Source organism: Paenibacillus helianthi, assembly GCF_001909055.1.
GTDB classification, from domain to species: Bacteria; Bacillota; Bacilli; order Paenibacillales; family Paenibacillaceae; genus Paenibacillus_AQ; species Paenibacillus_AQ helianthi.
Window position 1 is genome coordinate 16,805 of sequence record NZ_LVWI01000070.1, and the last position, 12,513, is coordinate 29,317.

The 12,513-nt window shown below is 50.3% G+C and carries 11 protein-coding genes and 1 riboswitch; of the genes, 8 read left to right on the forward strand and 3 right to left on the reverse strand.

The annotated features are described in order from the left end of the window. The first annotated feature begins 229 nt into the window (after window positions 1-229). The 5 genes from A3844_RS24705 (at window position 230) to A3844_RS24725 (ending at window position 3,927) form a co-directional block, all read left to right on the forward strand. A complete protein-coding gene (locus tag A3844_RS24705; RefSeq protein ID WP_074083005.1) occupies window positions 230-670 on the forward strand; it encodes an RrF2 family transcriptional regulator in 441 nt (146 codons plus the stop codon). Window positions 671-761: 91 nt separating this feature from the next. Continuing rightward, window positions 762-1,409: a nitroreductase family protein gene (locus A3844_RS24710; RefSeq protein ID WP_074101840.1), complete on the forward strand. Its 648-nt coding sequence runs from the start codon at window positions 762-764 to the stop codon at window positions 1,407-1,409. A gap of 250 nt (window positions 1,410-1,659) precedes the next feature. Beyond that, window positions 1,660-2,361, forward strand: coding sequence for a pirin family protein (locus tag A3844_RS24715; RefSeq protein WP_074101839.1), 702 nt, complete (start codon window positions 1,660-1,662; stop codon window positions 2,359-2,361). 32 nt (window positions 2,362-2,393) lie between these two features. Further along, window positions 2,394-2,720, forward strand: coding sequence for a hypothetical protein (locus A3844_RS24720; protein ID WP_074101838.1), 327 nt, complete (start codon window positions 2,394-2,396; stop codon window positions 2,718-2,720). A gap of 112 nt (window positions 2,721-2,832) precedes the next feature. Next, window positions 2,833-3,927, forward strand: a complete 1,095-nt coding sequence (locus tag A3844_RS24725; RefSeq protein WP_074083012.1) for a Glu/Leu/Phe/Val family dehydrogenase — start codon at window positions 2,833-2,835, stop codon at window positions 3,925-3,927. A 96-nt stretch (window positions 3,928-4,023) separates the two neighbouring features. Here A3844_RS24725 and A3844_RS24730 read toward each other — a convergent pair whose 3' ends face one another. Further along, the gene (locus tag A3844_RS24730) at window positions 4,024-4,722 is read right to left on the reverse strand and encodes a peptidylprolyl isomerase (RefSeq protein WP_074108830.1); all 699 of its coding nucleotides are present in this window, start codon (window positions 4,720-4,722) and stop codon (window positions 4,024-4,026) included. Between the two features lie 210 nt (window positions 4,723-4,932). Here A3844_RS24730 and A3844_RS24735 point away from each other — a divergent pair, with 210 nt between their 5' ends. Next, entirely contained in the window at window positions 4,933-6,162 is a 1,230-nt protein-coding gene (locus A3844_RS24735; RefSeq protein WP_074101836.1) for an MFS transporter, read from the forward strand. A 72-nt stretch (window positions 6,163-6,234) separates the two neighbouring features. Here A3844_RS24735 and A3844_RS24740 read toward each other — a convergent pair whose 3' ends face one another. Then, window positions 6,235-7,569 carry a voltage-gated chloride channel family protein gene (locus A3844_RS24740; protein ID WP_074108756.1) on the reverse strand — a complete coding sequence of 445 codons (1,335 nt, stop codon included), beginning with the start codon at window positions 7,567-7,569 and terminating at the stop codon, window positions 6,235-6,237. A 75-nt stretch (window positions 7,570-7,644) separates the two neighbouring features. After that, a riboswitch (Fluoride riboswitch) is annotated at window positions 7,645-7,707 on the reverse strand. 54 nt (window positions 7,708-7,761) lie between these two features. After that, entirely contained in the window at window positions 7,762-8,277 is a 516-nt protein-coding gene (locus tag A3844_RS32880) for a hypothetical protein (RefSeq protein WP_074108757.1), read from the reverse strand. Window positions 8,278-8,565: 288 nt separating this feature from the next. On the opposite strand from A3844_RS32880, the gene A3844_RS24750 reads away from it, so the two are divergent. After that, on the forward strand, window positions 8,566-10,461 hold the full coding sequence (locus tag A3844_RS24750; RefSeq protein ID WP_074108758.1) for a sensor histidine kinase: 1,896 nt from the start codon (window positions 8,566-8,568) through the stop codon (window positions 10,459-10,461). Window positions 10,462-10,569: 108 nt separating this feature from the next. After that, the gene (locus A3844_RS24755; RefSeq protein WP_074108759.1) at window positions 10,570-12,504 is read left to right on the forward strand and encodes a sensor histidine kinase; all 1,935 of its coding nucleotides are present in this window, start codon (window positions 10,570-10,572) and stop codon (window positions 12,502-12,504) included. The last annotated feature ends 9 nt before the right edge of the window (window positions 12,505-12,513 follow it).

The window sequence follows — 12,513 nt, forward strand, 5'->3', positions numbered from 1 at the left end:
TTGTATATATAGGCTATCTCAGCAACTTATTTCCGAAAAGAAGGGAAGCTTCTGGTTCAACTCCGTGGAATACTCCTATATGTTTAATGAGAAAGGTAATCGTTTCTAAAATGCAGATTTCCATGGTTTAGCGGACAGCATAATTACAGCAGAAGGTGAATCCTTTTGCCAAAAGGACCCGCAGACTCTATACTTAAGCTTACATCGAAGTGTAAAGGAGCGGAGGAATATGACTAGAACACGAAACAGCGGAGCTCTTCAATATAAATCGTTTGGTCTGGTTCTGCAGGCACTTGTGATTATGGCCCGTAAAGAGGGCAATACCTGTTCCAGCTGTGAAATTGCCGGGCATTTGTCGTCCGAACCCACCGTTCTGAGAAAAGCTCTGGCCAAGCTGACCAAGGAACACATTCTGGTGACCCGTGAAGGGCGGGATGGCGGCTACATGCTGAACCGTTCCCCGGAAGACCTGACGCTGGCTGAAATATACAGCGCCATGGAGGCCTGCGGGGTGCGCAGCAATACTGTGAATGAGACGATGTGCGAGAACGCTTTTGGGCGGCAGATGAAAGGCGCATGCGGAGACATTCTGGAAGAGATGGATCAGAGTGCAGTAGCTGTTCTGCAGAAGTATACCCTGGCAGATCTTGTGCGCCGAACGGAATGTTGACAGGGTGCTTTTTTATGAATTATACTGTGCTTATTAAATCACAGTTAAACGCATGACAATAAAACAGGGATAGGAAGAGGAGGAATAAGTTATGGCAGCAGAACTGAAAGTAGAACAGGAATTCAGCAAGGTGATTCGGGAACGGCGTTCGGTGCGGAAGTATGATCCTTCCTGGAAGATTTCAGATGAGGAGATCAAGGAGCTTCTTGCAGAGGCTACCCTGGCTCCATCTTCCTCCAATCTTCAGCCATGGCGGTTCATCGTCATTACTGATCAGGAAATTAAGGGGAAGTTACTGCCTGTCGCGTTCAATCAGGCGCAAGTAACGGAGGCTTCGGCGGTGATCGCTGTACTTGGAGATACGGAAGCTTACAGCAACGCGGAAGCAATCTATGGTCATGCCAGTGCTAACGGGCTTATGCCGGAGGATGTTGCTGCCGCTATGGCCAAACGCAGCCGTGAAGGCTATTCCAGCCTGCCGAAGGAAAAGCTGGAGGACATAGCCCTGGTAGACGGCGGGCTGGTATCCATGCAGCTGATGCTTGCAGCCAGAGCCAGAGGCTATGACACGGTGCCGATGGGTGGTTTTGACCCTGCGGGTCTCAAAGAGTTGTTCCAGATCTCTGACCGTTATATTCCGGTGATGCTGATTGCGCTTGGCAAGGCTTCAGTGGAAGGACGGCCAACAGGCCGCTTGCCGCTGGAAGAGATTGCTTACTGGAACGGCTTCCAGGCATAAGCCGGACGGACATCCTCTTATTTACGGATATCTCAGTTTTACTGCAAGACGCTCTAAACCCCGGTTTCGCTGTCCCTATGGGGATGGTGAGGCCGGTTCTTTTGGAGATCAGGTATCTTCCTTGATCGAGGACGATGCCTTTTTTGTTGGTCGGAATCTTGTGGGCTGCTGTTCATTTCTGGTTTCCGGCGCTTTCTGCTACACTAGGATTAGCTGGATTGATCCATGAATTATCTCAGGAGGGGATCACATGATACGAGTATACCCGGCGGAATCCGCCCATCATTTTGACCATGGCTGGCTGAAAGGGATGCACAGCTTTTCGTTCGGTGATTATTATGATCCTGCCAACACGGCTTTTGGGCCCATGCGCGTCTGCAATGATGATATCATCGCTCCGGGAAGAGGCTTTGGTGCTCACCCGCACAGCGATATGGAGATTGTCTCCATTGTGCTGTCCGGCACGCTCCGGCATGAGGACAACCTCGGCAATGTGGTTGAGACAACTTTTGGCGGCATCCAGCGGATGTCGGCAGGTACGGGGGCTATCCATACCGAGCATAATCCCTCGGAGTCGGAACCGGTAAGGCTGCTCCAGTTATGGTTCATGCCGCGTACCCGGGGTACAGCACCTTCCTACGGTACTGGCCGTTTTGATCCCGCGAAGCTTGAGGGAAAACTGCTGCCTGTAGTAGCGGCTGTGAGTACAGAAGAGGTTGTGGGGATCGCTCAGGATATGACGATCTATCTGGGCCGGGTGAAAGCCGGAGAGCAGCTGAAACATCAGCAAAATCCCGGACGGCGGATATATGTTTACTTAATAGAGGGGCAGATTGAGCTGGGCGGAAATGTGCTTCGTCATTCCGGAGATTCTGCTCGGATCGAAGAGGTTAGCGGGCTGAGTCTTGTCGCGAGTGAAGATGCTTTTGTCATGCTGATTGATCTGCCCTAATATTTGTATATTCGCACAAGGAGGGAACAGCGATGGAACAGGAGAGAGTTCTAATAAAACATTCTGTAACCGGACGTATGCTGGTCAACAGCACAGAAGGAGTGTCCTACACCTTTGACCAACAGGGAGGTCTGACCCTGATCACTCTGTGTGGGGTATCTGCCGAGAAAGGACAAGCGGTTGTGGAGCTGAAGAGCGAACTGAATGTTTTCCGTTTCGAAGAACCGGAAGCTGGCCCTGCCATCAAACATTGGTATTATGTCGGGGATAATCCAGTGAACTATGATAGCTCTTCCAGATGTCTGAAGATCACTGTGCAGTCGGAAATCGAATATCGTCCGGATCAATACTGGAAATAAGTTTATTTTCATGGGATGAAAAGGATAAAACACATTGACAATATTCTCTAAAAGTACTAGCTTTGTTATGAAACATAACATGAAAAAAGTAGAGATAGGAGTAATGAGACCAATGGAATTGTTTGCAGCAATGGAGCGGGACGATTACGAGGAACTGTTGTTTTGTCAGGACAAGGCATCGGGACTAAAAGCCATTATCGCCATTCATGATACAACACTGGGTCCCGCACTGGGTGGAACAAGAATGTGGACCTATGCTTCGGAGGAGGACGCGATTGTAGATGCGCTCCGGCTGTCCAAAGGAATGACCTACAAGAATGCTGTAGCCGGGCTCAATCTGGGCGGCGGCAAGACGGTAATCATCGGGGACCCCAAAAAAGACAAAAACGAGGCGATGTTCCGTGCCTTCGGCAGATACATACAAGGTTTGAACGGCCGCTATATTACAGCCGAGGATGTGGGCACCACGGAAGCGGACATGGATATCATCCATCAGGAAACGGATTATGTGACCGGGATTTCGGCAACCTATGGTTCTTCCGGCAATCCGTCCCCGGCCACAGCTTTTGGTGTATACCAAGGGATGAAGGCAGCGGCGAAGGCGGCTTTTGGCAGCGATTCTCTGGAAGGGAAGACCGTTGCAGTGCAAGGTGTCGGCAATGTATCCTTCACACTGTGTAAGTATTTGCATGAGGAAGGCGCGCAGCTGATCGTAACCGATATTAACAAAGAAGCGGTGAAGCGGGCGGTAGAGGCCTACGGGGCCAAAGCGGTTGATCCTGCAGACATCATCTCTGTCAAAAGTGATATTTATGCGCCCTGCGCCCTCGGCGCAACAATCAATGATGACTCGATTCCGCTTTTGCAGGCGAAGGTTGTCGCCGGTGCTGCCAACAATCAGCTGAAAGAACCGCGTCATGGAGACACCTTACATGAGATGGGAATCGTATACGCTCCTGACTACGTCATTAATGCGGGCGGTGTAATCAATGTGGCGGATGAATTGAACGGATACAACAAGGAACGCGCCTTCAAGCAGATTGCCAAAATCTATGACAGTATTTCGCGGGTGCTGGAAATCTCCTCTACCAGTGGAATACCTGCTTATGCGGCGGCAGATCATCTGGCGCAGGAGCGCATCAACCTGCTGCGGAACAGCCGCAGCACCTTTCTGCGTGACAGTCACCATGTGCTCAGCAGAAGATAACAGCTGCGGATATAGTAAAAAGCCTCTTTTCCGGGATAGGAAAAGAGGCTTTTTATATGTGCCGTAGATTCAAGAGTAGATCAGCCTGGAAAATGTCTACTTTACCTTTTCCGGTTCCGGATAAGTTACACCTAGCGTATCTACGGTAACCTTCTTCATGACCGGCGGTTGTTCCGGACGGTCTGAGCTGTCACGGGGCAGATTCACGATGGCATCTACCACATCCTGGCCTTCAGTAACCTTCCCGAAAGCAGCATATTGACCGTCCAGGCTTGGATACGCAGCAGCCATAATGAAGAACTGGGAGCCGCCGGAGTTCATATCCTGGCTTCTTGCCATGGACAGTACGCCCTGCGTATGCGCCAGATTGTTGGTGAAGCCGTTCGCTGTGAATTCACCTGGGATGCCGTAGCCTGGTCCACCCGTGCCCGTGCCATCCGGATCTCCGCCCTGAATCATGAAGCCTGGAATGACGCGGTGGAAGATTGTTCCGTCATAGAAGCCTTTTTGAATCAAAGAGATGAAGTTATTGACGGTATTAGGAGCGACCTCAGGGTACAGCTCGGCCTTAATGATGCCGCCGTTATCCATCTCTATCGTGACTACCGGATGGCTGGCGGTTGCCACAGGCACACCTTCAGTCGGTGCCGCAGCGCTCTCTTGAGGAGCAGGACTCGCTGCATTGCCCGATGTATTACCCGCTGCACTGCTGCTGTTTCCGCTATTGGCTGAACTGTTGTTATTCCCGGGCTTGTTACCGCAGCCAGTGGCAATCACCAGCAGGAGGCTCATCATCAGCAGCAGGATGACGGGATTTCTTCTTGTACGCTTCACGTTCTTAATCGCTCCTTTGATCTATAATTATCGTAGTTCATCTACCCTATCATACCCCGTTTGTCCTGCTCCTTGCAAAATGAAGGGACGGTATTGGTTGGCACATCCCTGTATGAGAGTTACAATGAAAGGATGATGCTTCCAAGAATACTCAGAAGGGACGTGTGCAGCATGCGTTTTTCATGGAAGCGGAACCTGATCGTGCTTTGGGTAGGGGTGTTTTTTTGCAGTACAGCATATTCGATCTCGATTCCGTTCCTCTCGATCTTTCTGAGCGACCAGCTGGGTGTTACGAATCATTTGGAAATCTGGTCAGGGTTCAGCTTTGGCATTACCTTTCTCGCCAGTGCGCTGATCTCACCTTACTGGGGGTCGCTCGCCGACAAATACGGGCGCAAGCCGATGCTGATCCGGTCGGGCTTCAGCCTGGCGGCGCTGTATTTGATCAATTTTTTCGTGCATGATCCATATGTGTTTATTATCGTGCGTATTTTTCAGGGACTTTTGGCGGGTTTTGTTCCGGCAGCCATTGCGATGGTCGCCACCAATACCCCGGAAGACAAGACAGGTTATGCGCTCAGTATTATGTCTACAGCGGGGGCTACCGGAAGCATTATTGGCCCGCTGATCGGCGGCGTAGTCAGCTATTATTCCAGCAACCGCAGCGCATTTCTGTTCTCGGCAGTGATTGTGCTGGTATCGGCGCTGATCGCCACCTTTTTTGCAAAGGAAGAGAATTATGACCGGTCGGCACCAAGATCGCATGTACGTGATGATATCCGGGAGGCGCGGGCGAATCCTGCGTTTATGACGCTGCTGCTGCTGGCAGGGCTGGCGACCTTTTCCGTGATGATCCTGGAACCGCTGCTGCCGATCTATCTGCTCGACATGGGGGTTTCAAGGAACAGCGCCACCCTAAGCTCCGGCATCGTCTTCTCTGCTGTAGGGATTGCCACAGTAATTATGGCTCCGCAGTGGGGGCGTATCGGCAGCCGCAAGGGCTTTGGATTCATTCTGTTCATCGGCCTGGTCGGCGGAGGTATCGGCAATATTCTGCAGTATTTTGTATCGGGCTATGTAGAGTTTGCCATCCTGCGATTTGCTTACGGCTTGTTCTATGCTGGTGTGCTACCTTCGGTGAACGCGATGATTGTGCAGGTGATAGACCCTGGCTTCCGCGGCCGGGCCTTCGGTCTGAATCAGGCAGCCACCCAGCTGGCAACCATGGCCGGACCGATTATCGGTGGACTGCTGGGTGCGTTTCTTCCAATCCGCTGGATATTTGTTATTAACGGTGTGATGCTCCTCATGGCGGCAGTGCTGGTCAAGACCCGCAAGCTGGAGGCGAAAGTCGCAGCCACCCACCACGGCACCGGACAAATGGTGATACTGGACAATTAATAACAGAAGCTGTTGACAGACGTCTGCCTGAAGGCAACTCTTCAGCGGACGGTGTTTTTGATGCTATCCTTTTTAAGGACCATCGTAGCCTTTTTTATTTGCCTGGCGCAGCTGCTTGACGGTTCCCAGTGTGGTACCTTCAGGAATGCGGACCCACTCACTTTTGGATATTCCTATCTGCTGGGACGTATAGATGCCTGAATGTCCGGAGAACAGGTAGCTTACCAGGCAAGCGATGAACATATAGACTGCCCCACCGGAGCCGAACAGTTCAATTCCCATTAGAAAACAGGCGATCGGTGTATTGGTCGCTCCGCAGAAGACGGCAATGAATCCCAGCGAGGCCAGAAAAGGCGCATATAGATGAAGAAACCCGGCTAAGCTGTTCCCCAACGTGGCACCTATGGCAAAGAGCGGAGTCACTTCTCCCCCCTGAAATCCGGTTCCCAGGGTAAATGAGGTGAAAATCAGCTTCCATAGAAAGGCGAAGGGGGCAACATCCGTCTGAAACGAATCCTGAATCAGAGGAATCCCGAGACCCAGATAATCTCTGGTGCCGGCAATATAGACCAGGGCAATGATGATGAACCCGCCGAGCGCGCTTTTGAACATAGGATTCTTCACTAATCGGGTGAAGGTTCTTTTCAGATAATGGGTCAGCTCACTGAATGCGATACTGGCAAGCCCGAACAGGACGGAGGCCAGGATGACTTTGAGCAGTACAATCATGGAAAGCGCCGGAAAGACATCTACCTGATAATGGATGTGATGTACGTTCCATAGACGGGTAGTCACGATATCTCCGACAAAGCTGGCTGTGAAGCAGGGGAGCAGTGCCTTATGGCTGATCAGACCGATGGCGATGACCTCCAGACCAAACAGTGTCCCAGCCAAAGGTGTTCCAAAAATGGAGCCGAACCCGCCGCTGATTCCGCACATAAGCAGAATTTGACGGTCAAGGGAATTGATGCGGATCAGCCTGCCGAAGGCTTCCGCCAGACTTCCGCCCATTTGCACAGCCGTTCCTTCCCGTCCCGCAGAACCTCCGAATAGATGGGTAACGAGTGTTCCGAACAGGACCAGGGGAGCCATCCGCAGCGGAATCGTCTCATTTCCTTGCTGAATCTGCTCAAGAATCAGATTATTCCCCTTACCGCTGTTTTTGCCGTACCGCATGTACAGATAGCTTACCAAAGCTCCGCCCAGCGGGAGCAAATACAGCAGCCAGGCGTGATTCAAGCGTACTTCTGTCACTGCATCCAAGCTCTTCAGGAAAATGGCTGAGGCTGTACCGGACAGCATACCGACAACGCCGCCAAGTACAATCCATTTCATAAAAGTACCCCATAGGGCCCAATAACTGCTCCTTTCTATAAGCTTCTGCCACCGTGCGTACACTGCTCTCATCTTCCTAGCCCCCAATAAATAATGATGCCACAACATGGTTCCCTAAAATCAAACAGACTCCTACCAGCGAATGGACTGCTGGTAGGAGTCATTAGTCTCTAGAGACGGTTAATGGCGAACTCCATCGCCGTATTGAATTACAACCAATATTAAGGACATCATGTGAAAAAGTCAATGCGAAAAATAACGGTGTTATTCATCCTCACCATTTGAGCCATTCAGAACATCTGTACCCGGCATGACATCGATTGGCGGGGAGACCGGATCAATGGCTGTTCCAGGTTCAATCTCATCGGCATCGGGAATATCTTCAAGCGGAAGCTCTTCATCATCGTCATCTATAAGCTCTTCATCATCGTCATAATCAATCGCATTGCCGGCCAGTCCGGTAGCTTCAGCAGCAAATATGGCATCCGATTCCAGCACCTCGTCCCGCTCGGATGGCGGAGGAGAAGTCATGCTGGTGACTCTGTCTGCCCGGCGTCCAAGTGCGGGTTCAGGAGCATTGAGGTCGATATCGGCAGCAAGAATAGGATCACCCTCCAAGACGGGATCGGAGCCGTCATCTACCACACCATCCCAATCGACAGGCTTCTCGTGGACCGGGGGTTCCTCAAGCGGGATATCCTGCTCGGATGAAGCTCCGCCCATTTTACTATAACGCTCATATACAAAGTCGGCTTCAGTCTTATTAAATTCATTACCCATCGCAGTTCAGCTCCTTTTGGCGTGATTACTTTTGGCCTCATGTACTATAGTAATTCTATACCCTAATCTCTTGCGGCGAATCTTCATGCCTTCCCCTGCCTATGCTTAATATAATCATTCTGCTGATGGATTAACCATTATTGAAGGGCGCGTTCATTTTATAAGCTGAGATATAACGTCTTTTTTCGAGGTTTTTTGCAAGAATAGGCAGGTAAAATGCGAAGGTTGTCGAAAATAAGAGTTGTATGGACTACATAAATCCAACTAAAGATTTACTGAGGTGCCACAATGAAGTTTTCATCAACAAAGGCAGCGGCAGTTATTCTCACAATGCTGCTGCTGATTGTTATAGTGCCTACGGCTATTGCCTCACAGTGGAGCGGCAAGGCGGGAACCTTATTGCCAGGCTGGGAGTTGAAATGGGAAGACTCAGCTGTGTGCAATCCTGCTGCAGCAGCTTCGGCCCCTGACAGGGATTGGATCTCAATTGCCGGGCAATCTGCCAGACCCCTGGCTCCAGCAGGGGCTACAGCCGTCTGGCTTCGCTTTTCTCTCCCGGAGACCGGGGCAAACCCGGCCCTTTTGATTGATAAGGTCTATGGGAATAATCTCAGGGCTTATATGGATAATAAGCTCATTTATGATTCTCAGGATGTAGTGAATTATAATGGGAGCAAGGTGTTGATCCCTTTGTCTGGCGCCGGGGAGCCTTCCCGGCTTTATCTGTGGAGCAGCGGAACCGGTCAGGACTTTGGGGTTGATGGCACAATCACAGCAGGAAGCTACGGCAAACTGCTGGCTGTTTATGTGAAGCAGGATTTGGCGGATATTGTAATTGGTGTTGCTTTTTTATTTATGGGTGCGGCATTGATGGTTTGTTTGCTGTTTCTCAAGCTGGATTTCTTCAAGGGCGGTTTTTTTCTGGTTCTGGTCATTGTTTGCTTTGGCATACTGTTCATCACCTATTCGCCGTTTTTGCCGATTATTTTGCACACCCGGGGACATTGGATAGAGATCTGCTTCGATCTGGCGTTATTGACACTGTTGCCGTCGTTTACATTTTACTTTGAGCAAATCTTTGGTCCAGGCCGGCATGGACTGATTATGCGGCTGCGTCAATTTCAGCTGGGCTACTCTCTAATCTGTGTACTATTTCTGGTTATCAACGCTCTGATGTCTTACCGGTTAGACGGAATCTATAGAATCTTCACCGTAAATATTCTGGGTCTATTGATGATGATGCAAGTGATCTATTTGTTGTACGTGGCTGTTCTGGCTGCATTCCGGGGGAATAGCGATGCGGTGATCTTCTCGGTCGGGTTCTCGGTATTTGCTCTATTGACACTAACGGAGCTGGTTCTGTACTATGCCAACGGCAGCTATCACTTGCAATGGTGGAAGTGGGGGGTTATTGTGTTTGTCCTTTCGCTTATTATCATTCTGGGCAGAAGATTCGCCAGCAATCATGAACAAGCACTGGAATATTCCCGGGAGCTGGAGAGATTCAATGATGATCTGCAGCGGTCGGAGAAAATGGAGATTATTAGCGAACTCGCGGCCTCGGTGGCTCATGAGGTACGTAACCCCCTGCAGGTTACCCGCGGATTTTTGCAGATTCTGGGGGAACGCTCCGGCAAGAAGGAGAAGGAATACCTGCAAATGGCCTTAGAAGAGCTGGACAGAGCTTCGCTTATCATCACGGACTTTCTGACCTTTGCCAAGCCTGGACCTGATTCACTGGACAGCTTTGAAGTAGCGGAGGAGCTTAAGCATATCTCGGGCATTCTGGTACCGCTGGCCAACATGCAGGGAGGGGCCATCAAGCTTCAGCTGCAGAGCGGACTCCAGGTACTGGGCAGTACCTCCAAGTTCAAGCAGGCTTTTATCAATCTGATCAAAAACGCCATTGAATCCCTTGAGGAAGATGGGCTGATTACTATTGCTGCATGGAAGTCTGGCGAGCATGTCATTATCAGTGTGCAGGACAACGGGGAAGGGATGAAAGTGAGCGAGCTGGCGCATCTGGGTGAACCGTATTATTCGAATAAAAAGAAGGGGACCGGGCTTGGCCTAATGGTGACGTTCCGGATTATTGAAGCTATGAACGGCTCCATTCAATTTGAGAGCCGTAAAGGTGAAGGCACCCAGGTGATTGTTAAATTACCATCGTCCGCAAATAAATAGGAATTATTTTGGTTAATTCCGTTTTTTTGAAGGGATGGACTGTAGATGGGGCGAAGTACTAACAATAACAGAACAATAGCTTCTGAAATTTACTTCTGAGGTGCTCGCATGCGCTTGTTCGCTAGAATTCTACATCTATCGGTAGTTCTATTCGTACTTTGTATGGCTTGTGGTGTGCTTCAGGCATCGGCAGAAGGTCGGTATGGCTCCACAGAAATCACAAACTGGCAGATGAAATGGGGAAGCCCGGACGGGGAGACAGGACGGGAGGTTCCGCTTGCGGACGAGCAGGGATGGATGGAGGTCCACGCTCTGCAAGGTACACCTGAGCTTCCCAAGGGAATTTCCTCCGCGTGGACGCGGATAACGTTACCGGAGAACGGGTATACTTCGCCTGCGGTCTACATTAATACGTTATACGCGCTGCATGTTAAGGTGTATGCAGGGGACCGTCTCATTCTGGAGGGCGACCGCAGCTTCATCCATGACAATTATTCATTGCTTATCCCCCTTAGTACCCAAGACAACGGCAAAACCTTATACATATGGACGGAGACCCTGCAAGACCGCATCGGAATCAAAGATAAAGTGCTGCTGGGTGAGCATAGTCTCCTGATTAAGGATTATTCAAAAAACGGACTGGTCGATGTAGTCTTGGGCGGCGCTTTTCTGTTCGTGGCTATCGTTCTTTTTGTTTGCTCATTTTACTTGAACAAGGAATATTTCCCTATCGCGGCTTCCCTGTCCATAGTTATCGCCTCCACCGGGATTCTATCCATTACTTATTCTCCCTTTACCTACACCTTCTTCAGTTATTTAGGCCCGCTTAGCGTCGTGCTTTTCGATTTGGCACTGCTGTCGCTTCTGCCTGCATTAACCTTTTTATTCGAGAAAATTTTTGGCAGCGGCAAGCGTGGAATCATCCGCCGTTTTCGTAAATTTCAGGTGGTGTACTCCATGTTCTGCATGGTCTGTCTGATTGTGAATTACCTGTCGGGCAACCGGCTGGTGGAATTTTATTATTTTGTGTCTGCCTCCGTGATCGGCATTATCATGATTCTGCAGTTTATCCTTCTGACCGCCTGTGTCGTCCTGTTCTCTCTGCGGGGGAACAAGGATGCAATCACCTTTGCCGTCGGGTTTGGTACTGCTGCCGTGACCGGGGCGGGTGAGCTGGTGTGGTATTACATCCGGCAGGGCAATTATGATCTGATCTACTGGAAGTGGGCGCTGGTGGTGTTCATTCTCTCACTGATCATCATCCTTGGGCGCCGTCTCGCTTTGAACCATCAACAGGTTGTCAAATATTCACGGGAGCTGGAGCTGTTCAACAACGAATTGCAGCGGTCCGAAAAAATGGAGATTATCAGCGAGCTGGCTGCATCGGTAGCGCATGAGGTGCGCAATCCCCTGCAGGTGACAAGAGGGTTTCTGCAGCTTCTAAGCGAAAAGTCGAGCGGTGATGAGAGACGGTATTTATTCATGGCCCTCAGCGAGCTGGATCGCGCATCCAATATCATTACGGATTTTCTTACATTTGCCAAACCCGAATTCGAGAAGATCTCCCTGCTCAGTGTCCAGGATGAATGTAAGCATATCGAGAGTATCCTGCTGCCGCTATGCCATTTGAACGGAGGCAAGATGGTACTTGAGGTCGCCGGCAATTTATGGGTGAAGGGCAATTCCTCCAAGTTCAAGCAGGCATTCATTAATATTATCAAGAACAGTATTGAGTCACTGGGAGAGGATGGGAGCATTCATATTACGGCCTATGCCAAAGGGGATAAAGCATTCATTCATATCAAGGACAACGGGTCGGGGATGGATCCATGGGTTCTGAGCCGGTTGGGAGAGCCTTATTTCTCTTCTAACAAGACCAAAGGAACGGGACTCGGACTGATGGTGACGTTCCGGATTATTGAGGCGATGGGGGGCGAAGTCCGCTTCATAAGCACAAAAGGAGCCGGAACCGAATCCATTACCACTCTGCCTTTGGCAGAAGCGCCGGATGGTTCTGGCTCCTATGAAGCTAAGCTTGTTTAGGCTTACCAG

Bases quoted from the DNA above. Each gene is read 5' to 3' on its own strand.
- A3844_RS24705 (WP_074083005.1), top strand. From the start codon at position 230: ATGACTAGAACACGAAACAGCGGAGCTCTTCAATATAAATCGTTTGGT.
- A3844_RS24710 (WP_074101840.1), top strand. From the start codon at position 762: ATGGCAGCAGAACTGAAAGTAGAACAGGAATTCAGCAAGGTGATTCGG.
- A3844_RS24715 (WP_074101839.1), top strand. From the start codon at position 1,660: ATGATACGAGTATACCCGGCGGAATCCGCCCATCATTTTGACCATGGC.
- A3844_RS24720 (WP_074101838.1), top strand. From the start codon at position 2,394: ATGGAACAGGAGAGAGTTCTAATAAAACATTCTGTAACCGGACGTATG.
- A3844_RS24725 (WP_074083012.1), top strand. From the start codon at position 2,833: ATGGAATTGTTTGCAGCAATGGAGCGGGACGATTACGAGGAACTGTTG.
- A3844_RS24730 (WP_074108830.1), bottom strand. From the start codon at position 4,722: ATGATGAGCCTCCTGCTGGTGATTGCCACTGGCTGCGGTAACAAGCCC.
- A3844_RS24735 (WP_074101836.1), top strand. From the start codon at position 4,933: ATGCGTTTTTCATGGAAGCGGAACCTGATCGTGCTTTGGGTAGGGGTG.
- A3844_RS24740 (WP_074108756.1), bottom strand. From the start codon at position 7,569: ATGAGAGCAGTGTACGCACGGTGGCAGAAGCTTATAGAAAGGAGCAGT.
- A3844_RS32880 (WP_074108757.1), bottom strand. From the start codon at position 8,277: ATGGGTAATGAATTTAATAAGACTGAAGCCGACTTTGTATATGAGCGT.
- A3844_RS24750 (WP_074108758.1), top strand. From the start codon at position 8,566: ATGAAGTTTTCATCAACAAAGGCAGCGGCAGTTATTCTCACAATGCTG.
- A3844_RS24755 (WP_074108759.1), top strand. From the start codon at position 10,570: ATGCGCTTGTTCGCTAGAATTCTACATCTATCGGTAGTTCTATTCGTA.